General features: G+C 34.5%; 18 protein-coding genes. 11 read left to right on the top strand and 7 right to left on the bottom strand.

Annotated features, from left to right (window positions below):
* Nucleotides 1-167: 167 nt before the first annotated feature.
* From AB3351_RS10870 to AB3351_RS10850, 5 genes are all read left to right on the top strand, one after another.
* The gene (locus AB3351_RS10870) at nt 168-2,297 is read left to right on the top strand and encodes a sensor histidine kinase (RefSeq protein ID WP_371147155.1); all 2,130 of its coding nucleotides are present in this window, start codon (nt 168-170) and stop codon (nt 2,295-2,297) included.
* Nucleotides 2,298-2,304: 7 nt separating this feature from the next.
* The gene (locus tag AB3351_RS10865) at nt 2,305-2,931 is read left to right on the top strand and encodes a hypothetical protein (RefSeq protein WP_327885083.1); all 627 of its coding nucleotides are present in this window, start codon (nt 2,305-2,307) and stop codon (nt 2,929-2,931) included.
* A complete protein-coding gene (locus AB3351_RS10860; protein ID WP_327885084.1) occupies nt 2,921-3,574 on the top strand; it encodes an HNH endonuclease in 654 nt (217 codons plus the stop codon). The genes AB3351_RS10865 and AB3351_RS10860 overlap by 11 nt, the downstream gene beginning before the upstream one ends.
* 27 nt (nt 3,575-3,601) lie before the next feature.
* Nucleotides 3,602-5,041: an Eco57I restriction-modification methylase domain-containing protein gene (locus tag AB3351_RS10855; RefSeq protein WP_371147154.1), complete on the top strand. Its 1,440-nt coding sequence runs from the start codon at nt 3,602-3,604 to the stop codon at nt 5,039-5,041.
* 62 nt (nt 5,042-5,103) lie between these two features.
* Nucleotides 5,104-5,394: a DNA sulfur modification protein DndB gene (locus tag AB3351_RS10850; protein WP_371147153.1), complete on the top strand. Its 291-nt coding sequence runs from the start codon at nt 5,104-5,106 to the stop codon at nt 5,392-5,394.
* Between the two features lie 370 nt (nt 5,395-5,764).
* Here AB3351_RS10850 and istB read toward each other — a convergent pair whose 3' ends face one another.
* Together istB and istA are read right to left on the bottom strand one after the other, a co-directional pair.
* Nucleotides 5,765-6,493, bottom strand: a complete 729-nt coding sequence (istB, locus tag AB3351_RS10845; protein ID WP_371147152.1) for an IS21-like element helper ATPase IstB — start codon at nt 6,491-6,493, stop codon at nt 5,765-5,767.
* Nucleotides 6,490-7,911, bottom strand: a complete 1,422-nt coding sequence (istA, locus tag AB3351_RS10840) for an IS21 family transposase (RefSeq protein WP_371147151.1) — start codon at nt 7,909-7,911, stop codon at nt 6,490-6,492. The genes istB and istA overlap by 4 nt, the downstream gene beginning before the upstream one ends.
* Nucleotides 7,912-8,802: 891 nt before the next feature.
* Here istA and AB3351_RS10835 point away from each other — a divergent pair.
* On the top strand, nt 8,803-10,623 hold the full coding sequence (locus tag AB3351_RS10835; RefSeq protein WP_371147150.1) for a helix-turn-helix transcriptional regulator: 1,821 nt from the start codon (nt 8,803-8,805) through the stop codon (nt 10,621-10,623).
* 859 nt (nt 10,624-11,482) lie between these two features.
* On the opposite strand, the gene AB3351_RS10830 is transcribed toward AB3351_RS10835, so the two are convergent.
* The 4 genes from AB3351_RS10830 to AB3351_RS10815 form a co-directional block, all read right to left on the bottom strand.
* Entirely contained in the window at nt 11,483-12,013 is a 531-nt protein-coding gene (locus AB3351_RS10830; RefSeq protein ID WP_371147149.1) for an IS630 family transposase, read from the bottom strand.
* The gene (locus AB3351_RS10825) at nt 12,006-12,542 is read right to left on the bottom strand and encodes a helix-turn-helix domain-containing protein (RefSeq protein ID WP_371147148.1); all 537 of its coding nucleotides are present in this window, start codon (nt 12,540-12,542) and stop codon (nt 12,006-12,008) included. The genes AB3351_RS10830 and AB3351_RS10825 overlap by 8 nt, the downstream gene beginning before the upstream one ends.
* A 267-nt stretch (nt 12,543-12,809) precedes the next feature.
* Nucleotides 12,810-13,766 (bottom strand): DUF4365 domain-containing protein, encoded by a 957-nt coding sequence (locus AB3351_RS10820; RefSeq protein WP_371147147.1) that lies wholly within the window; start codon nt 13,764-13,766, stop codon nt 12,810-12,812.
* Between the two features lie 237 nt (nt 13,767-14,003).
* Nucleotides 14,004-15,005, bottom strand: a complete 1,002-nt coding sequence (locus tag AB3351_RS10815) for a DGQHR domain-containing protein (RefSeq protein WP_371147146.1) — start codon at nt 15,003-15,005, stop codon at nt 14,004-14,006.
* A gap of 149 nt (nt 15,006-15,154) precedes the next feature.
* Here AB3351_RS10815 and AB3351_RS10810 point away from each other — a divergent pair, with 149 nt between their 5' ends.
* Together AB3351_RS10810 and AB3351_RS10805 are read left to right on the top strand one after the other, a co-directional pair.
* On the top strand, nt 15,155-15,511 hold the full coding sequence (locus tag AB3351_RS10810; RefSeq protein WP_371147145.1) for a helix-turn-helix domain-containing protein: 357 nt from the start codon (nt 15,155-15,157) through the stop codon (nt 15,509-15,511).
* A 107-nt stretch (nt 15,512-15,618) separates the two neighbouring features.
* Nucleotides 15,619-15,834 carry an SDR family NAD(P)-dependent oxidoreductase gene (locus AB3351_RS10805; protein ID WP_371147144.1) on the top strand — a complete coding sequence of 72 codons (216 nt, stop codon included), beginning with the start codon at nt 15,619-15,621 and terminating at the stop codon, nt 15,832-15,834.
* Nucleotides 15,835-16,398: 564 nt separating this feature from the next.
* On the opposite strand, the gene AB3351_RS10800 is transcribed toward AB3351_RS10805, so the two are convergent.
* Nucleotides 16,399-17,712, bottom strand: a complete 1,314-nt coding sequence (locus AB3351_RS10800) for an RNA-directed DNA polymerase (protein WP_371147143.1) — start codon at nt 17,710-17,712, stop codon at nt 16,399-16,401.
* A 256-nt stretch (nt 17,713-17,968) separates the two neighbouring features.
* Between AB3351_RS10800 and AB3351_RS10795 the strand changes: the two genes are divergently transcribed.
* The 3 genes from AB3351_RS10795 (at nt 17,969) to AB3351_RS10785 (ending at nt 26,691) form a co-directional block, all read left to right on the top strand.
* A complete protein-coding gene (locus tag AB3351_RS10795; protein WP_371147142.1) occupies nt 17,969-19,912 on the top strand; it encodes an RNA-directed DNA polymerase in 1,944 nt (647 codons plus the stop codon).
* 333 nt (nt 19,913-20,245) lie between these two features.
* Entirely contained in the window at nt 20,246-24,439 is a 4,194-nt protein-coding gene (locus AB3351_RS10790) for a hypothetical protein (protein WP_371147141.1), read from the top strand.
* Nucleotides 24,440-25,188: 749 nt separating this feature from the next.
* Complete coding sequence (locus AB3351_RS10785) at nt 25,189-26,691, top strand: malate:quinone oxidoreductase (RefSeq protein WP_371147140.1); 1,503 nt, start codon at nt 25,189-25,191, stop codon at nt 26,689-26,691.
* Nucleotides 26,692-26,727 lie beyond the last annotated feature (36 nt).

Genomic DNA, 26,727 nt, shown 5'->3' with positions numbered 1-26,727 from the left:
AAGGCGCCTCTTTTTCGTTTTTTATTTACTTTTTTTGGCTAATCAACACTCGTGATATAGTAAAATAAGTGTAAAATAATGAAAAAGAACTATGAATCGTAAATAAAAGTATATAATAATTTGGGCAAATCTATTTATATAAATTCTTAGTATACTGGGGTGATTAAGTGAAAAATCTCAAATTTACAATAGAAGATAGAGAAATTGCTGAATTGTTGGGAAGGCAGAACTTTAGTACTAAAGAATCAGCAATCTTCGAATTGTTGAAAAATAGTTATGATGCAGGAGCTAAGACTTGTGATATTTACATTAATAATAGTTATATAAAAATTATTGATAGTGGTAGTGGAATGAATGAATTAGATATAAAGATAAATTGGATGCATGTTGGAAAAAGCAATAAGGGCTATAAAGATAAAAATAATAATAGAATTTTAACAGGATCAAAAGGTGTAGGAAGATTTGCATTAGCTAGATTGGGTAATAGAGCAAAAATTATATCAAAGAAAGAAAATTATAATCCAGTTCATTGGGAAACTGATTGGATAACTTCTGGTTTTAAAGAATTAACTGATGATGTTGAAATGGGAACTTGTATAGAAATTACAGACTTGAGAGATAATTGGCGTTTGAAGGATATAGAAAGTTTAAAGACATTTCTTAATAGAGCTTATAAAAGTGAAGATATGAAAGTATTTGTTCATTTTAATGATGATAAACCGTATCAGATTCAGTCCATATTTAAAGATTTAAAAATGGGTATTAACTATAGTTCGAAGATATTATTAAATTATGATAGTAAAAATATGGAATTAACAGTAACTATAGAGTCAGATGAATTTACTCCAGAAATTGGAAGTGTAGTAGATGTTAATACTGCGAATTATTATAAGGATACTTTTAGTATGGAAAACGAATTAAAAATTGCTAAGACAATTGAAAATTCACATTTCTATCTAACTCAATTAGGTGATTTTAGTGCTGAATTTTATTTTAGTTTAGAAAAACAAATTACTGATGTAGCAAACAAATTTATGTATAAATATAATGGATTAAAGGGTTTAGATACAAATATAGCCCTTTATAGGAATGATTTTAGTATTTCTTCTCTTGAGGGGAAGAAGGATTGGCTTGAAATAGCTTCACGTGCTAGAAGATCTCCAGCAGCAGCCACTCATCCAACAGGTAGTTGGAGAGTTCGATTAAATCAAATCTTTGGGTTTGTAAAAATTGATAAAGTAATTAATCATAATTTGAAGGATTTAGCCAATAGACAAGGTTTAGAAGAAGATGATTTCTACCATTTTTTTGAGGATATCTTACATTTTGGGATAAGTAGATTTGAAAAGCATCGGCAATCAATAATTAGAAAAATAGTTGAAAAAAGGAATACAGAAAATAAGGAGAAAAAAGAAGAAAAAAAGAAATTAATTCAATTTTTAAAAAGACCATCTACTGTTACAAAAATGTCCAAAAAAGAAATTGTTTCTCTAGTTACTGAAATAAAAGATATTCAGAGAGAGGCAAAGGAACAATCAAAAGTATTTAAAGAGAGTGAGCAAAAACATAAATATGATGTTAGAATTTTAAATGTTTTAGCTACGCAAGGTTTAAGAGCAAGTGCTATTGCACATGAATTACAAAATAAAAGGAATGCACTAAGTACGGGATTTCAAGATATAGTTAGTGCTTTGGAGGAATATGGATTTTGGGAAGAGTTAAATTCAGATGAATATACGAGAGTTTCCTATAAGGATGTACCTAAAACCTTGAAAAATCTAGAAGAAATAAATCTCAAATTGATAGCTTTTTTAGATGTAATTCTTAATAAAATTGAAAAAAACAAATTTAATTCTAATGTCGATTCCATTGAAAGTGTGATAACAAAAATAATAAATGTATGGGAACAGCAGTATAATTGGCTTGATTTTAATTTTAAGATAAATGAAATTCCGAGAAAATACAAATTTACTGATGATGTATTAGAAGTTATTTTTGATAATTTGATATTAAATAGTATTCAACATAATGAATTGAAAGATAGATTAATAATAGAAATAGAAGTAGAAGTAAATGGAGATTTTATAAACTTGAAATATAGTGATAATGGGCGTGGTTTACATAGGAAATATAAAAACGATCCAGGGAGAATATTAGATGTGCACGAAACTTCTAGAGAAGATGGTCATGGATTAGGCATGTGGATAGTTAATAATACTTTACATATGTATGACGGAAAAGTCATTGAAATATATGGAGAAGATGGTTTTAATATAGATTTATCATTGAGGGGGTAAGTACTAAATGAAGAAGATTATTAATATTTGTTATATTGATGATAGAATAGACAATATATTAGATAGATATTTGGATGTATTTTGTAAGGATTATAATCAAATGGATGAATTTAAATATCATTTGGCATTTTCAGATTACACATTTAAAAGTACAGATAATTATAAGACCTTATTGAGTAATAGTACGATAAACAGCTCAAACATCATAATTATTGATTCTCGGTTATTTGAAAATGAAAATTCAAGCTTAAGTAAATTTACAGGAGAGCAATTTAAAATAATTTTAAGACAAATTTTACCTTTTATAAAAACCATTGTTATTAGTCAAAATGCTACCAATTCCGATTCTCTAACTTTAAAAAAATTTCAAACTAATGGCTCAATGAATTTAGAAAGATCTAAAGAGTACTATGATGAAGCTTTGGCACCTATATTAAAGAGAAATATTTTAGCCACAATTGAAGAGTTTGAGGTTTTAAATCAATTAACTCTTGACAATGAAGTCGATCCTGTATTAGTAGGAACAATACAAACTACAATTGCAGGTATTCACGATACAGCTTTATTTGAAAAAGAAGATTTGGATAAGTTAATTGAACTGTTTAATGAGGTTAAGATTAAGTATGATAACTAAACAAATAAAGGATTATAGAAATACTTCATATAATGAATATGATCACTCTTTAGGAGATAAAAAGGTAAAATTTATGGATGATTTTAAATTAAATTATCCTAGAGCATGGAATATATATAGCTATGTTAATAAAAATGGACAATTTTATAACATAAAATTCAAAAACATTTATTATGATAAATGCGTTTATTGTGGAATAAGTACACAAGTGATAAATTCTTCTAATTTTGAAGTGGATCATTTTATACCTAAAGCAGTTTTGGATGTAAACTTAGGATATGATAAAAAAGAGATTCATGGAATAAAAAATTTAGTTAACAGTTGTAAAATGTGTAATAGAGGTAAATTAGATTTCTTATGTGATGCAGAGTCTATTGAAATGTTGCATCCAGATAATAATCAGTTGTCTTTAATATTTAATCGAAAAACTGATTTTTCAATAGAGATTAATAATGAATATGTTAATAATAATGTTATTAAAGAATTTTATACTAAATTAAAATTGGACAATCAGTTAAGAAGATTAGATTATTTGCTAATGGAAATGAAAGATTTTTGTGATAGGTATGAAGGAGAGTCAATTATTAATGAAATTCAAAAGCTTATTCTTAAAATTGAGAGTAAAAGAAGAAAAAACTATTAATCTAATTTTTGTTGTTGGTGAAATATTGTGAATAATAAATGTCAAATTTTCACCCCTGAACCATATGTAAAAAAAATGTTAGATGCTATAGATTATGAAGGGAAACAAATAGTTGGTAAATATATTTTAGAAAACTCATGTGGTGAAGGGAATATTTTAATAGAAATTGTGAAAAGATATATTGAAGCATCGATAAATCTACATCATTCAACTGAAAAAATAAAAGAAGATTTAGAGAAATATATACTGGGTTTTGAAATTGATAAGGAGGTTAGTGACAGTTGTATTAAGAATTTAAATAGGGAAGTTAGTAAGTATGGTATAAAAGGGGTAAAGTGGAAAATTAATAATACGGATTATTTAAAATATAATCTTGAAGAAAAAATGGATTTTATTGTAGGGAACCCTCCTTATATTATGTATCAAGGTTTAACTTTAGAAGATAGAATGTTTCTAAAACAAAATTTTTCATCATGTTTTCAAGGGAAATTTGACTATTGTTACGCATTCATTGAGAAAAGTATAAAAGAGCTAAGTAATAACGGTAGAATGTCTTATATAATCCCAAATAGTATTTTTAAAAATGTATTCGGTAAAAGAATAAGGGACATTATGAAGAATACTCTTGAAAAAATATATGATTATAGGGAGAGTTCCATTTTTGGTAAAGATATCCTAACCTCACCAGCAATTATATGTTTAAATAATAAAAGACAAGGGAATTCATTAAGATATTACGATGTTGATAACGATCAAGTTCTTTTAATTGATAAAATGCAGTTAATAGATAAATGGTTATTTTCATCTAATGTAAGTCCTTATGATTACAAAAATTCTAAAAAGTTCGGGGATTTTTATAAAGTATCTAACAGTGTAGCGACTTTATTAAATGAAGTATATGTGATTGACAAGAGGGCTATTTTAAATGAGAATGAGTACTTTATAGAAATAGAAGGTTTTCATATAGAAAAGGGAGTGCTTCGTTGTGCTGCTAGCCCTAGAAATTATTCGCTAAATAGAGAAGAATATATTATTTTCCCATATACTTATAAAAATAGTAAATTGGAAAAGTATGAAGAAAAAGATTTTAAACTTAATTATCCAGGTGCATACGAATATTTATTAAGTGTTTCTGAAAGATTGGAAAAAAGGAAATCAGATAAATCTGCGAAATGGTTTGAATATGGTAGAAGCCAGGCTCTTCCACATTTAAATCAAGAAAAGATTTTAGTATCTTCAGTAATCACAAATGAGGTTAGAGTCTATCGACTAGATAAAAATACAATACCTTATTCTGGATTTTATATCATACCGTTAGCTGATAAGAATTTAGATGTAGCAGAAGAAATCTTGACTTCCCCTGAATTTTATTCATATTTGTCCATCAGAGGAATAAATGCAAATGGTAAATCTCTTAGGTTTTCTGTAAATGATATATTAAACTTCCCTATGAATGAACTAATTTGATTTTAAAGTCTACTTAATTCATAAAATTGCAGTTCGGAGATTTCTCCGAACTGCAATTTTTAGTGTTTTTATCACGAATTGAGGAGGGGGCATCAGATCTTACATATGAGGATCTAATCAAGTGTGAAAACGACTTGGGGCTATGTAGTTTTGATATACCACACGATTTCCAACTGTCTGTTATTGATGGACAGCATAGGTTAACTGCACTTTTCCTAAGTGATGATCCAGAATTAGATGAAATAGAACTGCCAATAGTAATTTTGTTCGGTGTGTCATATTCAGTTGCTGCTAAATTATTTTCTGAAATAAATAGCCACCAGAAGAAGGTGGATAAACAGATAAATCTATGATATATGATTTAGCATCAGTTATTGAGTTGGAAAAGCGAGAGAATGTAGCAACTGAGGAGCTCGAAGTAATTACTTTTTGTCATAAAATTTGCAAGGTATTTTACGATCAGGAAGGGTCTCCGTTGTATAGGCAAATAAGGATGCTTGGTACCGGACAGGGCTCCGTATCTCAAGGCTTTTTAGTTGATGCTTTATATCTAATAGTTGTAAAACTTCGACAAGAGTATAATGAACAAGAGATATTTAATGCCCTCTATTATTACCTTAGTTCTTTCCAAAGTATTTTTAGTGATGATTGGCTGTATTTTGCAATAGAAAAGTGCAGAGAAATGCAATGTTTTTTACACAGGTTTGCCAGCCCTTATATTTCTTACAAACTCGTTTTTGATAAGGCATTTTTTAGTCGGTAACTCTCGCCGGTAAACGATAAAACGTGGGCATGGTGGACCAGACGGTCCACTAACGCTGCTGTTAAACGTGCATCATAGAAGATACGGTTCCACTGACTAAATTCTAAATTCGAAGTTACGATTATGCTTTTCCTTTCATAACACTCAGCGATAATGTGAAAAAGGAGTTCTGCTGCCTCCTTACTGAAAGGCAGATATCCGAGCTCATCAATAATTAGAAGATCGCACGTTTCTATCGACTTCCGAAAGGAGGCCAAAGATTTTTGCGCTAAAGCCAGCTCTAATTTTTCTACAAGCGTAACCGCGCGGAAGAACCGTACTTCTTTTCCTTTTTGGCATCCAGCGATTCCAAGTGCGGTCGCTAGATGAGTCTTTCCTGTACCAGGAGATCCGATTAAAACTACGTTTTCCTTCTCATCAATAAAACGTAAGGACAGTAAAGTCTCCCGATTTGTCGAAGCCGGTAAATGAATGTTTTCATGCCATTGATAGCTCTCTAATGTCTTGCGCTCTCCAAATTTCGCTTTCTTAATCAATCGCTCACTTTTCGCTCTCTCACGAAGTTCAAGCTCACGTTCCAGAATATACTGCAGGAAAAGTTCCGGATGTTCAAAAGGTGCCTCTCCGTAAACTTCAGCGACATAGGCAAGACGGAGAGACTTACAGAGTTTACGAAGTTTCTCGCTCATCCTTTTGCCTCCGTTCCTCGCTGCGGAGTTAACGCGTCATATGCCTGCCAGTCCACATCAAAGTTTTGTTCTGTTTGTTCATGAGAAAGAAGAGTGATTTCATAAAATCGTTCTTCAATATCTGCCATGGAGTAGCGAGAGAGAAGCTGCAGAATTTCTTCGACTCGTTGCTTACGTTTTGCTATGTTCTCTACATTAAAATAAGCTTGTACACGCACCGGAAGGTGCTTATAGTGCCGGGAATAAAGAACAGAGCCCGGTTTTATTCTCCAGTCATGCAGAATATCTTTCCAGGGGATTGGTTTTCCTTTGTTCATATAAGCCCGGGGTGAATGGTAAAGTTCTTCTCCAAAAGGAGAATAGGCAGTAAACCGATCCCACTCTTTACGGACCTGGACAAGTTTGTGCTTCATTCCCTTCGGAATCCGAAACCACTCCTGATCCAATTTGATTTCCCCGTATTTGTTCACCTGTGCAGTATCATATGTGAAGATCGGATAATCTTCTTCCGGAAGTGCAAGAAGATGCGGTTTTTCTTCTCCCCATAACGCTTCAATGGTCGTTCCTTTTCGGTAATGTGGACGATCCCTGTCTTTTTGTAGCTGCTGTGTTAACCTCTCACTCATGGATTGATAGCTCGCCATCACAGGAGGAACAGAGAAAAAGTTATATCGAATATACCCGACTTTATTTTCTACATGGCCTTTTTCGTTTCCGCTGTATGGATTACACGTCTGTACTTCAAAGCCATAAGCTGCTTGAAAACGAAGGAAAGCATCGGTTAGTTCGGCTTTTTCTCCCCCTCGCTTTGGCTTAGTGACAGCAGCTGGTAAGTTATCAATCCGTAAGGTTGTAGGTACACCCTCAGCCTGTATAAATAACTGTGTAAGCCCATGTAAGAAGCACTCTGTGTTCTCAGCAGGCAAAGCCGTAGCGAAAGCTACGTTGCTAAAAGGGAAAGATAGTACGAGTACTTTTACATCCACATATTGATGATCCTTTACCACTTCCATTAATCCAAAATCTAATTGCGCTTCTCCTGGAGGATGTTCCAATCTTTCATAAGATTGATATTCTTCTTGAGAAAGCCGCCGGGACTTCCACTCCGCTATAAACATACATACCGTACGGTATGAACCGGGAAATCCGATCTCCTTGAGAGCCAGGAAAATAGCTTTGGAGGTACGTCGCTGTTTACGGCGAAGCTTACTGTCTTCAAACAGCCAATCGGATACAATCTCTCCCCACTTCTCCTCATACATCATGCCACGGCGTATGACCATCTTCTCCTGGGGTCGTTGTTCTTCATCTGCATACTTTTTCGCCGTACGCCAATTGATTTTAAAAGTCTCTGCTATTTTTGAGATCGATAACTCTTTTGTATTACGTAAATGTTTGATAGACTTAATATCGGACATTGCTAGCATCCTTTCCGTTCCCTCCACCTGTTGTTTGATTCGACACCAAAAACAGTAAAGGGGAATAGCGGGGCTAGCAAGTCCTTTTTTATTGCACACCTCTGCACAATTACGCTGTAAAACTATGTACTTTTATTTTGCATTACACAGATTGGCCTGTACTTGAAAATGTTGATAACATCGAGGACCAAAAAAAACATGCACACAATGTATTAAAGGTAAAAAAATCGCAACTAGCTAAGACGCTAGGATTAGGAGCCATTTTGTTAAACTTTCCATTAGTATTTTCACGGTGCAAGTTTGATCCCGATTTGTATGAAAGATATGTTTCCAGGCTAAAAGGGAAGATTGCTTGGTCAAAACAATCATGGGAAGAAGATAAAAGTTTGTATTTCATAGAGGGAACGAATAAAAAAGTATTAAAGAGCTTACTGAAAAAATAAATAGTATAATGCTGAATTAATAATTCATGTGTTTTGGATTATTTAGGTAATAAAAATTATACTTCAGACTGTCGACAAAGTACGTCGACAGTCTTTCATTTAAGCAGTATTCTTGCCCATTTAGCTCCCGGTTGGTCTTTCAGCACACAACCAAAGCTGCGATTTTGGATTGATCAACTTTAGCGGAGAAAGGTCTCCAATTACTCATGCACAACAACTTGGTACAGGGGCTGTTCCAAAGGTCATTCTAAATTTTGTAACCCCACATTTAACGGAAAATGGTTGAAAAAATGGACTCATTCTCCAGTGGAATTTGAGGCCATTTTGAGTTCCTTCCTTTTCGTACAAACATTAGAGCTTATTCATTGACAAGGTGTGAGCATCTGCTTATAATTTTTTTAACAACGCTCACAAAATAACGTGAGCAAAAGTTTAAGGGGTGCTACTTTTGACAGATAAAATATTATTATCCGAGATTGCCGGAGCTAAGGAGACTGCTGAGTTATTAGGGATGAGTACAGCAGGCTTATCAAATTTGCGGAACCGATACGATGATTTTCCTGAACCAGTCAAGAAGTTAACGGCTACCCCACTGTTTCTCATTAGCGAAGTTGAGTCATGGATGGAGGCACATGGACGTAAAGGAGCACGTCGTCATTTGCCTAATCCCAAGAGTGGGCGTTTTAAAGTTTTAGCCGTGTGTGGTCGCCCTCGTGTGGGTAAAAGCTTTCTTATCTCTATGTTTTCGGCTGATACATATGGCTACCGTACTGCTTGTAGTCGTGAAGGGGACGACTTCACACAATGCGAAGTTCAAAATGTAGTATGGGAAAATTTAGATGAAGGGTTCGCTGTTTTTCATTCAACTGACGAGACTATGAATGGTATGGAGTCTCCCCTTACGCCTGAAAGGTTGACACGTTTTCTTAACGAAGTGAACGACTACTTGAGAGAGTGTCGTGAAAAAGGATGGAACGGGGAAAAAGGAGAACATTATCACTATATTGAGATATTCTCCCCGCCTAGCGATTTTGCTCGGCGGATCATGCGAGCCAACAATCTGGATTATTTAATTATTACCGATACTCCCGGAGTTGCTGAAAACTATGGAGTGGTTCCAATTGAGAAAGCAGATCTTGTATTATTTGTTTTAGCTGATAGCGGTATGGATGAAGCCAAGAAAAGTTTTTCAACATTAGTTGAAGCAATGGCACCACTTGTTGCATCCAGTAAGGCTTGCTTCTTGTACCGGACAAATTCAAGTTGCGACGATGAGGACGAATATATCCAGATGCAGGCGGCTGCGGAAAGAGCAATGAAGCGATTTGAGGATTGTTTCACTGGTCTCAAAGGTCGCATTATTGAATCTTCATTGGATGTCTTGCAGCCAGCGGAGTCGGTATTGGGTGTTCCCATCATGAAGGATAAAAAGAGCTCCCAGTCCGAAATCATGTTTCAACAGCGCTTCGAGGACAAAATATGTCGAGCCTTTCAAGCAGAGGAATCGACAGACTTGAAAGCAAAGTTATCGGCAACGATACAAGAAGCCGATGTTTCGTCAAACGTAGTTATTGATTTCCTTGTAAGCCTGCTTGGTGGATTAACCAATAAAGAGGATTCGAAAAATGATAATTATTTTTCACAGTTTAGAGATTCAAAACCAAGACATAATCGGGTCAAGACAGTAGATGGTTACCGCCTTTTGATGCAAGCCCAAGATGCATGCAGAAAACAGTTACAGTCCTTGTACAAATATTTCTCATGCTTCACTAGCGAGGAATATCCTCAGACGTGGCAGCAGAACTGTATTAAATACATTTACAGCGTTTTGACAAAGGGCATAAAGACAGACATTGGAATTGGACACGGGGGACACCCTTTTGAAGATCGACCGCCAGTGACGATGCTTGTTGTTGAAGCGATTTTGGCAGAAGAATTGCTAATGGCTTTCAAACAAGCCAAGACTGAAAGTCAGTTGTATTCTTACCAAAAAACTTTTGAAGACAATGGTGTCCAAAGTAACTCTTGGAACTACGTCTGGGTAACATCTCATGGTGATGGGTTAAAGAAGTTGGAAATTATAAAGGATACAGGTCTTCGTCATCGACATTCTAACTCACTGTATCTGTTGGTTAGAAATTGTTATGTTGGAGGAATGCAGAAATTAGCTGAATATCAGATATGGATGACAGTACTTACTGCTACAGGGATTTCATCCGATGCTGCTGAGGTGGAAGCTATGAATGCACTAAGGAAAACTGGTTTTTAAGTATGCAGGAACAGTTTTAAATTGGAAGGGGATTCCCTCTCTAGTTAAGGGGGAAATGAGGAATAAAGGCATGCACAGAGAACCAAGAGGATCAGTTAGCAACTACGAACGGACGTAGTTGCATCTGGTGTAATTATATAATAATTCTTACATTTTTCTTCAGCTTTGGGAGCTTCCTGTGTTTAAAAGGAGAGCCCCCTTCGCTATAGGTCTGATCGTCCTAGAGCTCGAGTTTCGAGCTTGACACTGAAGACTAGTCGCTTTGTTCAGGTTGCTCAGGCATCCCACAAAATAACTTGCAGATCATTTCCTCCGTAGTGTCGATCCGGGCCTACACCACCGTCAGCTGGTCGCGAAGGGGCTTGACCCTACCGAACCTGCAGTCGTTGACGCTGCGGAAGAATTTCTTGAGAATGTCGGCGTAGCGGCCGCCTGATGGATTCGTTCGGAAACCGTCCCATCCTACGGCCAGCGGTCATCGCCGTGCCGCACACGAGACAGTGTATGGGGCCAGTCTTAACGTTCAATCGACATAAATTGGGGCATCGAATAATGGGATGCTGTAATTTTTTACTTTAAAGGTGATACGGAGAACCGTATCATAAGTAACGGTAAACCAAAAAATTAAATATGATTGTGTTTTTTAGTAAAAGTACTCCAGCAAGGAAAAAATTAAGTTTTCCCGTTTTTCCTCTATAAATAAATAAATAAATAATCATTGTGTTAAGAACCGCTTTACTAGGAGCAGGTTCAGACCTATTACAATTAAATCAAGCAGTAGAATCAGCATTGAATGAATAAAAGCCGCTCTTTAGCGGCTTTTTTATAGTTTTTAACTATATAAACATGCTCTAAGCCTTTAACGTTCCAAACATCCAATCCTAGCTAATACTTTTTCAGGGCAGGATTGAATAAACGTAAGAAAATCAGAAACCGATGAGCGAATCTCCGATTCATTTTTATGGAATCGATTGACGATGACCATATCCTTTAGCCAACGCCATAGCTTTTCGATTGGATTCAATTCTGGCGAATATGGAGGAAGAAACAAGAGAAAAAGACGATGACGGTGCTGCTTTAAAAAGGGATGCAGAAGCTTCGCATGATGGATTCGAGCGTTATCCAGGATAAGCACAATCGATTTATCTGCATAACGAGCAACAAGTTCTTTAAGAAAAGCCAAAAAAGTAACGGCATTACACCTGTCAGCGGACGAACAAAACACATCACCTGTTTGAACATCTACTGTTCCAAATAAAGTAACCTGTGCATGGTGACCCAGCGTAGGAATTTTCTTTTGGTGGCCTTTTAGTGCCCATACAGCCCGCAGGGCTTGATAGGCTCGAATAGGGGTCTCATCCTGTGATAACAGGACCGTATTTTCATCCAACAGTTTTTTTTATCATGTCCAATTGCTGTACAAACATTTTCTGTTTTGCCGGATCTGCCTTTGCCAGTGCGTAACCTGGACGTGTATATCGAAATCCCATACGATACAGCATACGTAAGACCGCGGGACGACACATGGAGACACTGAACCTTTCCTCTAAGAAAGCCTGAAGAATACGGGTATCCCAGGAAGCAGCAGGTTCAATGCCTTCTTCCTTCGGTGTACTCTCAAGCAAAACGCGTCTCAACTCTGCTTGTTCTTCTTCGGATAAATACGGTTTGTTTCCCGGCGGGAAATCTCGGTGAAGAAGTTCCACAAGTCCGCTTCGATTGAACATGTTGACATAGGTAGAGACAGACTGACGGCAAATGCCTAGAATACCAGCTGCGTCTGTGGCCGAGTAGCCTTCCATTACGAGACGAACGGCCGTAAGGCGCTGCTTAAAGAACGCGTCTTTCATTTTTCTTTCTTCTTGACGCAAGCTTTCACTGGTAAAACCGTGGGTTTCTGTTATTTTGATTTTTCTCATGATCCATCGCTCCTTTGATATCATCTTAGGAGCCAGTATAGCCAAATTTGTAGTCGTTAAGACATCAGAACACGTTTATATATTTAATAATTTACGATTATAAATCATTGACTATTTTTAAAAGAAATTATATAAAGTTAATAGAGGCTAACTTAGGTTGAGACTGTAATGATGCCCAGTCAATAATAAAAGGCATCAAAGGACGCGGGTCTAATTGCAATGTTAATTAGGCTGCATGCGTAAGCGGTTAATCTGCCTAGTTAGCTTCTACCTCAATAAATCCTCTAAATTCCCTTTTCTTCTTGCTTCGTAAATTGAATAGAACCATATTCTTTGTTGTATCTCTGATGGGGTAATTACTCTTTTCCTTAATAGAACGATTTTTATTATTGATGGAAACCTATAATTAAAACTGCATTGTGCCTTTATAATTAATTTATCTATAATTACTTTATTCTTTAATTTTTTATCCTTATAATATTTTGCATCTATTGTTTCATATTCTGTAGCATTCTCAATAATATCCGGGACTAGGGGTAATAAAATTAAAGATTGAATTATCCTCCCCTTGTTTCTTTTTTTTCTAGTTATATGCCTCCACCCTACCCTAGTAAACTCAATATTCATATGTAAATCCGGACATTTAGATTGCATTTTCTTTTCCTTAAAATGATCATATAAATCTTGGGAAATCTTTTTTAAAGGTACATTACTAAGCAAATTTGGAAGTATATCGTTCTTCACTAGTAACCTAGGAATACTATATTTATCTATACTCTTGCTAATTAAATTTTTTATTTTATTTTTGGCACTACCATTAAAGATGTTATTTGGATTACAATATAGAATCTCTCCTGACTCATCAAAACTCTCTTTGCTTTTAAGATCAATCCACCAAGCCTTGTTATTAGAATTAGTTACTACTAGTATGGCTGGTCCTACAACGCTATCCCAAACCTTTTTATGAGCTTTAACACTTTCTTTCGTCATATTTTGTATTCTAAATTTTTCGGAGGTGTTTTTGGGAAGGTAACTATCGCCACCCTTACATTGGACGTAAATAACATCTATAATGTTCCCGTTTTCTTGCCAAACTATGGCACCATCAAACCCATTATCAATGCGATGGGGAAACTCTATAAACTCACCTTTAAAGGAGTTTCCAACTACTGAATTAACCTTAGTAACACATGCTCTTTCGGAAGCAATTTGCTTTTGTCTCAAGTTATCCACTTCTTCACCTCAAAAATTCTACTTTTTAATTTATTATAAGACCTCCTATTTACTTTTCTCTATCAAAATTTAATAATTTTTCAAGTTTGTATCCCTCTATTTTTCAGAAATCAAGGTACATCTTTTCGTAGCTATTCAGCCAGTAGATAGTTATTTACTGATAATATCAAAGAGGTATTTCTTACACTATCAGTAATACCTCTTTGATTAACTTGAAAAGTAATAAATTTATGGATGAGGTGTAACAAGTAATGCAGCTAAATCAGGAGCCAAAGTTTTTGAGCCTGTAATTCCTTTTAAGTATTTCAGACTCCCCTCGGTAGACCAATCTATTTTTTTAAGTTTCTTCACTGATTTATAGATATGAGTATAATCGACTTTTTTATTTTCTTCTGATACACAAGCGCTCATCAAAGAAGCGCCAGCTATAGAAAGAGCGTCCAGGCAAACGATATGTGTAATTCTATACCCCTTATAATCAAGCCATTCCTTAGGAAATGTCTCTTTTATTGCTCCGTAATAGCTGTATGCTAAACGTAGTTTTTCTTCTTTGTTTAAAGCAGCAATATGTTCTTGTTTTGTAAGAAAATGGAGCGTTTTATGCAAGTTTTGAAGCGTAATATGCCTGCCTTTTGTACGCTTTCCAATAACGCTGCCTATATTATGGAAAGGACTATCTGGTCGTACAATTAATTCCGTGGCCACCCAGCTGATATCATCTGAATCACGACGTAAATATTTGCTCAATGATGAACCGATACCTTTTGCTTTAGTGTTGATAATATCAAATAGCTGAACTTCTTCATCTTCATCGAGATAATGAAATGCCAAAAATGGAACGTTAATATTTGAATTCGTTTCCTGAAAGTATCGCTTAATTCCCCCTAAACGGTGTTGTCCATCCATAAGGGAAGCTTTCGCATAACAAAGTAAACGTCCGTAAGAAGGACGTAGTTTATCGTAAGGTGTAAATTCCCATTCTCCTGCTGTATTTAGCAAAATAGGCGTAAATAAAGCATTATCTCCTTGAGATAGGTAAAGAGCAAAATCATTGCAACGTTTGGGATCAACCGGGCGTTGATATCCTTTTCCAGACGGATCATCGAAAGGTTTTACATAGGTTATGTTTAAAGCATCTATAGAAGAGAAATGGCTTTGATAAGCCACTTTACCTCGCATTTTACATTGAATAACACTTTCGATAACTATGGGATTGACTAATTTGTGCATATGTAATCTCCTTTTTTCTAAGTTGTTGGCAAGTCACAATTTAAAGTCAATATAATACTTATAAGTATTATATTCAATGGTTAAATATAGTATTATATGTGTATGTAACTCTTAGGCTATCTCATCTACGCTTAGAATGAGGTGGTCAAATGGAGAACTTACTTAGCTTTGTCGGAAAAAAAGTTCGCTCAATTAGGAAGGCCAAATCGCTTACACAGGAGGACTTAGCGGAAAAGGCAGGGGTTCACCGTGATTATATTGGCGGATTAGAAAGAGGAGAAAGAAATGTTTCTTTAGCTTCTTTAGAAAAAATTTTATTTGCTTTGAATATAAGTATTGAGGACTTTTTTAGTTTTCAGACTGAAAACAAATTATTAAATCAAAAAGAGCAGATTTTAGAAGAACTAAATCAGCAGTTTAAGATAAGAAGCATTAAAGATTTAGAAACTGTACAAAGAGTTTCTAAAGAAATATTTGAGTTAGTTGATTTTATGGAGAAAATATAAAAAGAGCTAAAAGGGGTTAAACAAAAGGTCATATTACACTTTCTTTGGTTCAGCCCTTTTTAGGCCTGATAATCCCAGCTATGTAACCGGGCGTATTACTGCTGATTGTGATCCTTTCATTTATCGCTTGTGATACTACTTTTAAAGAGTTGGGTACAGTGGACATTTTGGTTGTTAATGACGCAGGCATCATTGATAAATTTGTTTCCGCAGCAGATTTAACCGATAAACTTTTGGAACGAGTCTTCGCTATTAATACAACAGGTTCAATGAGAACAAGTAGGGGCATTATTCCGATATTTACGGCTAAAAAAGTGTCGTAATTGTAAAAATCACTTCCGCAGAAAGACTACAGAGGTCACATGCGAGTGCTACCTATATGACAACTGCTAAACATGTTGTGATTGGATTCAAGAAACATGTCGGGTTTCAATTTGTAAACCTCGGCGTTTACCGTAATATAATTAATTGCACTTAATCCATTGGATATGGAAAGAGCGATGGCTGGTATAAATTTAAATCCTTGTGCAGGAGAACCAGGGGAAATAGCGAAGGTTGCCCTAGTCTTGACATCAGATGAAGCAAGCTTTGTTAACGGCACAAGCGTTATAGCTGATAGTATATTAAAATTAGCGTCTATAAATACAAAAAACATCAATCACAATATGGATTGACGTTTTTTGTATTTATAGACTGTAATAGTGATTTAATTAATGGAGGTTAATCTTCTGGCATTTGAGCTACTTGCTTGTTATATTATATCCCATAAGATAAATAATTTTTTGTTTTTGAGCAGAGAATAAGTAAATCGACAGATATTTAACATTGAAAAGACAGTTAAAGAAATGAAAAAACCAAAAACATGGTGAATAATTTAATCCATCATTTTAATCTTTTTTTAATTGTAATAAATTGAAGTACCTTTGTAATAATGTTTTTTTATCCATAGACAACACTTGCCTGTAGGTTAAATTTTTATCCATTTTATATACTTTACTTCGAACAGTATATAAGGGTATTTTATTAAAATTAATAAGCTTTTGTTTCTGTTTTGATCTTACTGCAGACAGACTATGGAGTTTGCTGAAATTATTTCCGTATTTAACTTTAAGATGGTAAATTTTATGCGTTAGGTATGTATCGATTTTTTTAAAGCTATCATCGTTTGCAAACTTATAGTCCTCAATTAAACCAAATGTAATATTTGATTTTTTAAAACCAAGTTCTGTATTCTTTCTTAAATAAATTTTTTGTTTAGAAATTTTATTAATGGAGGTAAATGAAACGAGTCTTTCGAATAGTAAATCAATATTTGGGTTTCTACGGAAATCATAGATATAATAATCAATTTTTTTATAATACTTCTTTAATTTGCTTTTGCTAATATTGATATTTAAATTAGAGGTTTTATTTTTTTTAAGTCGTTGGAAAGAATATCCTAAATATTCAAACATGTCACTCTTAGATCCTTTTAAGAGTTCTATATACTTAGTCTTCGTTCTGTTGAGCTGTAAATTAAAAGAAATAAATATTTTTTCTATATACTTCTGTAAGTTGACTTTTTCATTTTTATTTAATTTACCCGTTATAACTAAAATAATATCATCAACATATCTTGAATAAAGTAAAATTCTTGGGTGCACTCTTTTTAGTTTCATATCTAAATTTTCAAGGAATAATTCAGATAAATAATTACTAATAGATAATCCTTGCGGAAGGCCATTTTTAGCATCATTTAATAATTGAGTAAAAATGTAGTATTCATTAGCTTGAAGTAATGAACTGGTTTCAAATTTTTGTTTCAGCTCATTTATAGAAATTGAAGGAAAAAAATTATTTATATCTATTTTAATAACATAATAATCTATGTCCTCTGAAAGGATGTTTATTAAATTATTAATTATGTCATTTCTATTTTTGGGTTTGATTTTATACTTTTGTTTAATTTTATCTTTTAAATATTCTATTAATATACGGTCTCGGATAGTAGGAATATTAACAGTGCGATTATTTCTAGTAACTTGTTTTAGCTTAGTGAACTTATAAGTTCGATTTTTAACTTTTCTAAGAATAATATTTAAGTTTTCTTCTAAATTACTCTCATAATTATCAGCAGAAATCCGATCTAATCCAACCTTTAGCGTAGGCTTTAAATAGTTAAAGTATGACTCTAATGTAGAATAAGTAAAATTTTTATACAAGTTATCACCTTCCTAAAAAAAGGGGAGGGAAAGTAAGTTTTTATTGTGTATTGCCGAGAAATGACCCAGGTTATCACAAACAAAGTTCTATATTATGTAGATTTCTTGATGTTTTATGTTTATAACAAAAAAAGTATATTACATAATATACCTGCAGAAATAAATTATATACTATGAATATACAAGTACCTTCCACAACCCCTTTTTTTATTATATTATCTATTTGATGTAATTTCTATACAGTAGGTGAAATTTAATGAAAAGTAGGAAAAAACCAGTAGCATTATTAACTGATACTCTCCCAGTAGAATTACCAATAATATTCTCGAATAAAAAACTTTATGAACATATAGTAAATAATATAGAAGATTGGAATTCAATTACATTTAAGGATAGTAAGACTAATAAAAATCTTTTGCGATATACAGTACCGTATACTTTCTTAATTAATAAAAACGATTCTGAAAAGAGGAAGATGAGATTAGTACATCCTTTAGCACAATTGCAAATTACAAAATTTATAGAGGTATATGACAGTGTAATAATCAATTTTTTTGTTCAAAACAATTTATTTTCTATCAGATATCCGAATGGAATAAATAACTTCCAAAAAAAAATACCTGAAAAATTTTTAGAAGAAACAACATGGGTATTAGATTCTACGTCTGAAAATAATGAGAATATAAGAGAAGAATTTATAAAGAATTATTTTAATTTAAGTAGGTTTCCTAAAATAACAGATTTCTACAAATCGTATTATTTGAAGCATATAGAAGTAAAATATAGGTTTCTAACTAAATTAGACTATCAGCAATGTTTTGATAGTATTTATACTCATTCACTTGATTGGGCATACCTAGGTGATAAAGAAATTGCAAAAGAAAACCTTGATAATAGCCTTGAAAGGTTTTCTGGCCTATTAGACAAAGTTGCACAAACAATAAATTATAACGAGACAAATGGTATTGTTGTTGGACCTGAATTCTCTAGGACACTTGCGGAATTCGTATTAACTAGGCTAGACAATACTCTTTATTCTAAGCTTCTAGAACAGGGAATTATTTTTAAAAGAGATTATGAAATAGTACGGTTTATAGATGACATTTTTATCTTCTATAATGATTCTAATGTCGGTGAACTAATTGAAAATGAAATCAAGATAATAAGTCTTGATTACAAGCTAAGTATTAATGACAATAAAAAGGTAATTGAAAAAAGACCGTTTTTAAGAAATCATTTATGGGTTCCAAAATTAAAAAAAGAGCTACAAACGATTTTTAACTATTTGATCAGTACCGAAATAGAAGCAACAAGGTTTTGTTATGACAATTTCTATGAAAATATTAGATTATTGCTTCATGAATACAACGAACATGGTAAGTATATTGTTTCATATTCTATTAGTTCATTTGAGAAAAAAATAAAAAAAATCATTAAGAACATAGAAGCAAAAAATGATGAAGAACTTTTATATTTCCACTTTTCGAGGTTAATTGATCTTTTTACATTTTTACTTACATATTCTTTAAAATCTGAAAATGTATTTAAATTAAGTAGAATAATTTTAATGATGAAAAAATCTGCGGAAAAAGCTAACTTTGATATAAATGATTTGATATTCATGAAATTATTTAATGTACTCAAGTTTAATAAGGATAAGTTTGTTGACTTACTCAACATTATACTAATTCTAACTTTTAATGAAAATAATTTACCTCCTTCATACTTTTTAAATTCATTAAAAGAAAACAAAGATTATTTTGCTATTTCTGTTATTACCTTTTATATTATCAATAAAAGAGATGGTAATATCTATTACAGAGATATCATAGATAAAATTAATGAAATAATCTTTAATAGTATTCTAGAGATTAAGACAAGGTTCTCTACAAATAAAAAAAGGAAAAGCGATGAGACTAATTTCGATGAAATTGATGATGTGCTAACCTCTGGCTACTTTTACCTAATACATGATATTTATTCTTCTGGAATTCTTAATTCTAAAAACAAAATGGAGATAAAGAATATAATAAAAAAAATCTCAACCTCAAAAACTGGTAAAGGGATGGAGATATACAACCTTTTTCTAGATTATATTAAGGATTTTGATCAACCATTTATGAACTGGAAAGCAGGTTTTGATGAGATTGTTACTGACATGTTTATAAGTAAGTATAAAAAAGTTTATGCATATGAATAAAGAGATACTTTGTATCACGAGTGGAACTATTCAATCCATACTAAACAGGCCATCTCGCGGGGGCTATTTTTATCAGAAAGTAAGTGTTCCTTCTATTACCTGCAGAAGAGGAAAGAGAACAAGGAGCCCTTTTTTTACAGTTCTTCAAACATCGTCATTGTCTCCTCACCTTGCAAGTTGTTTTTCTGCCTATATACTCAAAATAGTCCATTTTTAAAACAAGAGCTGAGTAGTTACCTCCTTATGAAAAAATATATAGAAAATCAGGGTCTGTTGTGTACTATAGCTACGATGTAAAAACTTCAAAATTAACCATTCTTGGAGACATAAATAATGGAAACGTTAAAGTTGAAACGAAACCGTGATGCTTGGGCAACCATTCGAGGCTATGTCTACCAAGTAGACCTAACCATCGAACATTGGATCAATCTAAGGGATAGTCAGATTCTTGAATTAGAGCGGGGAGAAGACATTGATGTTGTGACAGTCTTAGCCGGATTAGATGAACAATATAGTAGAGTTTTAGGTCAAGTTAAACATAGAGAGAAAAACATTACGCTCCGCACTAGTGAGGCGCTTGAAGCTCTGGCTAATTACTATGAACATGTTCAATTAAATCCCAGTTGTCATTTAGCCTTTAGGTTTATTACTAACGCTGAAATTGGGAAGGAAAAACCTGCGCTGTTTCCTAAACAGGCTGCTATTACCGTATGGGAGTTAATTAGGGCTCTTGAGGTTCTCGATACAGATTCATTAGTAAATTTAAAATTAATTCGTAATTTTCTTGTATCATCTACGAAGCCTAAAGCCATTGAAAAACAAACATGGCAGAAGTGGCAGCAATTTCTTTCAAGTGTGACAGATAATGAGTTTTTTGAATATGTAAGAGGTTTTACATGGAGCACCCGATCTACAGAATTTAACCATTTGAAGTCTAAAATCGAGAGTCTTCTCGTTGAAAAGCATATAGCTGAAACAGTGGATGTCGCTACTAGTATCTATGAGAGACTTTTTTTTAATATTTTTAAAAAACTTTCAAAACCGGGTGTCAAGACTTTAACGAAAGCAGAGCTTGAAATTGAAGCTAGAAAAGTTGTATCTAGTCAAGAGGATATTAATCTTTTGAACCAGTTACGATTTGTATGGAGTCAGCTCGAAGAAAAAGTAGATCGAATTGAATGTACGGTGGGGGAGCAACAAAATCAAGTAAGAGTTCTGCAAAACCATGTAACCAAGCTTAGAGAAGAAGTTGGTTTCAATGCGACTATTGATCTTTCTGTTCAGCGACCGGTATTGGATATTCCGGTATTAGATCAAGTTATACAACGAGATGATACAGTAACCTGGCTCATAAAGGAGATGCGGTCTGTTACCTGGTGTGCTTTAACAGGTGATTATGGTAGTGGGAAAACAAATCTTGCTGTTCTTCTTGCAAGAAAGCTAGGCTCAGTTCGTGGATGGATTCGATTACGTGATTTAAGCGCGTCCCATGCGTATTTAAGGATTGATGATGCTCTTTTAGAGTTAACTGGCGTAAAGCCAGGAACCAATTGGAGCCAGTGGTACGAGGATGTCTGTCGTAATTTTGCAGCTTCTGGGGATATGTTGATATTTTTAGACGATTTGCCACGTACGAATGGGAAACACATGCTCGACGAGAAGTTGCTGATGCTTGCTAAGGCATGTGATTCGGTTGGAATTAAAATTTTGTCCACCAGTGCATATCCTTTACATAAAAGTTTCTATACTATCTTGGAAGAAAACAAGGTAAAACAATATGAGGTACCTAGATTCATTGAAAAGGACGTCGAAGAACTCTTTCGATTGCATAAGGCACCAGATGAATTCCGCAGTAATAGCAATTTTATCACATTTGTAACTTTGCTTACTAAAGGGCATCCTGTGTTAGTGACGGCAGCTACTCATTATTTTATCAACAAAAATTGGATAATCGACAAAGATACTTTTGGTGCACTGTTTAAGGGGGAGTATGCTGGTAGTTTAATTGAGGAGATGCAATTTGCATTATTAAATAACCTTGAGGATGCTGAAACGAGGGAATTTCTTTACCGATTAACATTAGTACGTGCTCCATTTGATCGGGAACAAATTCAAAAAATTAGTGAAGTACCACCAGTTATCTCTCATCCTTTTGAAAAAGTATTTAATATTTCAGGCTTATGGATCCAAAAGGATACGGAAACCAATTATCTTGTGTCACCTTTGCTCACTCAACTGGGAACGCTTAATTTGGACATGGACACAATAAAAAAGGTGAACCATGTTCTAGGTTTACACATCGTTCATAAACGAACGATAGACCCAATGGATGGCGTACGAGCAATCGGGTACTTTGTAGCTGCAGAAGCTTATAAAGAAGCTGGACTCACATTAATCGTATCCCTTGATCAATTGGAGCAGCACAAGGTTTATAAGGATGTGTGGGGATTTACTTCGATATGGGCTGATACTTCATTACCTGATCAAATGGATTATGAAACAAAGCTGGCATTACGCACAAAGCAAATTATGGTTTTTCAAAAAATGGGTAAATCGATAACGTATTTGCTTCAGGATTTAGATTGTTTATTGACAAGTGTGGAAGATTCCAATTCCACAGTAGTGTTCATTACTATGTTATATGCCGCATCTTTACATGCGTTGGATAACGCAGAGAAAGCAAATACTTATTTAATACATTCCTTGAATATTTTAGATGCAAATACCAAAGAATTGGATGATGAATTTAATAAATTTCATCTGGCTTCATTGATATGGGTCACAGGTGCAGGAGTACGAACATCTTCTGAGTTGAGACTGTGGTTAGAGGCCCTACGGAGTATGACACCAGAACAGTTAAGCTATGCAGTACAGAGTGAATTATATTATGATAGCTGTATTAATATCTGTGATCGTATATGGACGCAGGAAAGTGAGAAAGAAAAAGGTATTCAAAATTGGCAGCAAGTTCTTTATCTCCTTGAGGATGTCTCAAACTGTGCAGAGGATTTAAACCTGGATATTCTTTTGGCTTGTTCTATTCGAGGACGTATAATTGTCTACGCAGAATATTTGAATAATATATCGTATGCACATAGTTTGGCGATTACCGCTTTGGATCATACATCATTTAATGATGTTGATCTATACGTGATTAAAGATGCTATCGGAAGACAGTATGTGTACAAAAAAGATTATATGGAAGCCATTAGATGGTTAACCGAGGCATTAAAAACTGAAATTAGCTTATTTCCAGTACAGCGCATATATACGTATATAGAGCTAAGCAAAGCAATTGGAGAGCATAACCTTCAACAAGCAATGTTTTTCACTCAGAAGGCTGTAGACTTGTCTAGAAATAACGAACAAGTACCAGAAATTCTGCTCCTAAAAGCAATGGGAGAACATATAATTGCTCATTGGATGGCTGGCCAGTTATCCAATGTACTTTCAATTTATGAGGAAGCAGTAGAACGATTATTAAATGCAGATAAGAACAACGAAGAGTGGCAGGCTGCATTTATGAGTTTTGGACATGCGCTCGGATATATTTGCTCGGATGTTGTAACAGGAAGTCCTCCAGATTCTGCATCTGATGGAAAGGAATATGTTGCACCCTGCAGAGGTTTTTTCATTGTGCATCGACCTTTGATTGCTAAGGCGTATAAATCAGAAAGCGAGCTATTCTTACCTGCTCATCTAGGGATAGCAGCTGACCATTTTAATAAACGAGAAGAAGCGATCAGATGGACTTTAGAAGCTTTCGACCTTGCTCGAAATAAAGGGGCACAAGGGAGCGTGGGTATGATTGGGGTACGGGCATTACCTCTTTTGCTTGAAGAAAAAGAATATGCTTTGGCTTTGGACGTTGCCCTAGAAGTTCAAATATTGTTTGCGATGTATCATCAGGGATCCACTCATGCTGATCCTGAAGAAGTTTTAGGAGTGAAACCTAATAAGATTTGGAATGATATAGAGGAGAATGGGGCTAATTTTAGCATTATTCCTGCTATACTTAAATTATTGGTATCTTATATATATGAACCGGAGCGTGCACGTGAGCTCGCAGGTCAACTTCAATTATTATCAAATCAAATGAGGATAACAGCCTCATCTCCCGAATTTTGGTTCGAGTTATCTAATGTGATTGAGGTCGTTTTTGCCAAGGATCGTTCTTATGAAAATTTGATCAAAAACGGAAATAGTGTATCTGAATGGCAATCGATAAAGATGGTTTATTATCTTGCAGCATCATATCTATCCTTACCAAAAGATGCACTTCATATTTTTGAAGCTTGTGTTTCTTTCCTTGAGGGAACGTACCAATCTTGGAAAGAGTTGAAGAAGAGACTCATCGTCCCTTATGTCTATGAGTTTTGGACAATAATGGTATCAAGAAACGGACAATTCTTTGAAAATCCAGAGGGTATGAAAAAGGAATTGGAAGTATTCAGGGATGGGGAAGAGGATAATATTTCGATGTTGTTGGCTACCATAAAGAATGGTCTTGTGAAAAGAATCAATTAGTATATGAACAGCTCAAATTCATTTACCGATCCACATTATCATTAATGAAAAAGGTGAAAGAACATTAGACTACCTGACTTACCACTAATATAGAAAAATTAGTTGAACACCATACAAGGGGTTGCCGACTACATATGTCTGGCAGCCTTTACTCAATTATTTAAAAGTTAATTTTTATAAAATGGGTATTTGATGAAAAGTAAATATTCTATAATTATACAAATGGTCTATAGTGCGTTCTTTTGCCGAATAAATTTTTGTCTAACTAAATATGATTTTTTTCAATAATCAGGGAATAAATTCATTAATTATCATTTTCTAATCACGAAAAATGAATCTATTTTTAGAGTGATTAATAATTAAAATCTAATTAACTTTGAATTTTTATCTAAATTAATATGATACGTGTCTTACTAATTATGATAAATAACAAAATGAATAGATATGCAGAAAAGGTGAAGACGAGTATGTCTTCACCTTTTTATCAAGAATATATTATCCCGTATACTTTTACTAATTCTTACCTGTAATAGTATGTCACCGTGGAAATTTACCACATTTTAATAGCCTATAACTATCATATAATAGTAAAAAAAAATTTTAATCTCTAACTAATAGTGATACACTATGATAGGGTTATAATTGATCTAGAAAAGGTGTGTGACTGGTCGCGCCTAGCTTGCTGTAGCGCCCAAGCAGGAGCGCCTACATCCTTTCTGCAAATTTAAAGGTATAAAAGGACGGTAAAAATGAGTAACAGACAAACGAGAACAGACGTTATCTTAATTGGTGCCGGAATCATGAGTGCAACTTTGGGGACATTGCTGAAAGAGCTAGCACCAGACTGGAACATTACAGTGTTTGAGAAGCTCGCAAGCGCAGGTGAAGAAAGTTCTAACGAATGGAATAACGCAGGAACAGGGCATGCGGCACTGTGCGAGCTTAACTACACTTCCGAAAAATCGGACGGATCGATAGATATTAGCAAAGCTATAAATATCAATCAACAGTTTCAGGTTTCAATGCAGTTTTGGTCTTATCTTGTAAAAAGCAATCTTATTCGTAATCCGCAAGATTTTATCATGTCATTGCCTCACTTGAGCTTAGTGCATGGGGAACAGAATGTAGAGTTTTTAAAGAAGCGTTTTGAAGCGCTGTCTAACAATCCGCTGTTTCAAGGGATGGAGTTTTCCGATGACCCGAAAAAACTGATGGAATGGATTCCGCTTATTATGAAAGACCGGACATTGAACGAGGCGATAGCTGCAACAAAAATCGACTCTGGAACAGATGTCAACTTTGGCGCTTTAACGCGCATGTTATTTGACCACTTACAGAATAAAAACGTCGCTATAAAATTCAAACATAATGTGGATGATATTAAGCGCACGAGCGACGGATCGTGGGAATTGAAAGTGAAGAATCTCAATAGTGGAATGGTCGAGCGTCATACGGCAAAATTCGTCTTTATCGGAGGCGGAGGTGGAAGCCTGCATTTACTGCAAAAATCAGGTATCCCTGAAGGCAAACATATTGGCGGATTCCCGGTAAGCGGAATATTTATGGTATGTAACAATCCTGAGGTTGTAGAGCAGCACCATGCCAAAGTATACGGTAAAGCTAAGGTTGGTGCTCCGCCAATGTCTGTTCCGCATCTGGACACAAGATTTATCGACAACAAAAAATCATTGCTCTTTGGACCGTTTGCCGGCTTCTCGCCAAAGTTCTTAAAAACCGGTTCCATGTTTGATTTATTAGGTTCCGTAAAGCCGAATAACGTCGTAACGATGTTGGCGGCAGGCGCAAAAAACGTTCCATTGACAAAATACCTGATCGAGCAAGTGATGTTATCGAAAGAAAAGCGCATGGAAGAATTACGTGAGTTCATCCCGACCGCTAAAAGCGAAGATTGGGACTTAGTGGTAGCGGGTCAACGTGTACAAGTTATCAAAGATACTGCTGCCGGCAAAGGAACATTGCAATTTGGCACGGAGGTTATTAGTGCTGCTGATGGTTCGATCGCTGCATTGCTCGGCGCTTCTCCGGGTGCTTCTACTGCCGTTCACGTTATGCTTGAGGTAATAAAAAAATGCTTCCCACAACAGCTACAAGAGTGGGAGCTGAAAATAAAAGAAATGATTCCTTCTTATGGCGTTTCACTTGCGGAAAACCCAGAGCTTTTCCACGAGATTCAAACTTCAACAACACAGACGCTTGGTCTAGTCGGTCAAAAACAGTACGCATACGCATAGGGACGATTTGTAATTGCTACGATCATACCGTACCAG

It is taken from the genome of Aneurinibacillus sp. REN35, from assembly GCF_041379945.2.
Lineage (GTDB): Bacteria > Bacillota > Bacilli > Aneurinibacillales > Aneurinibacillaceae > Aneurinibacillus.
This window is presented reverse-complemented; position numbering and strand designations above follow the sequence as displayed.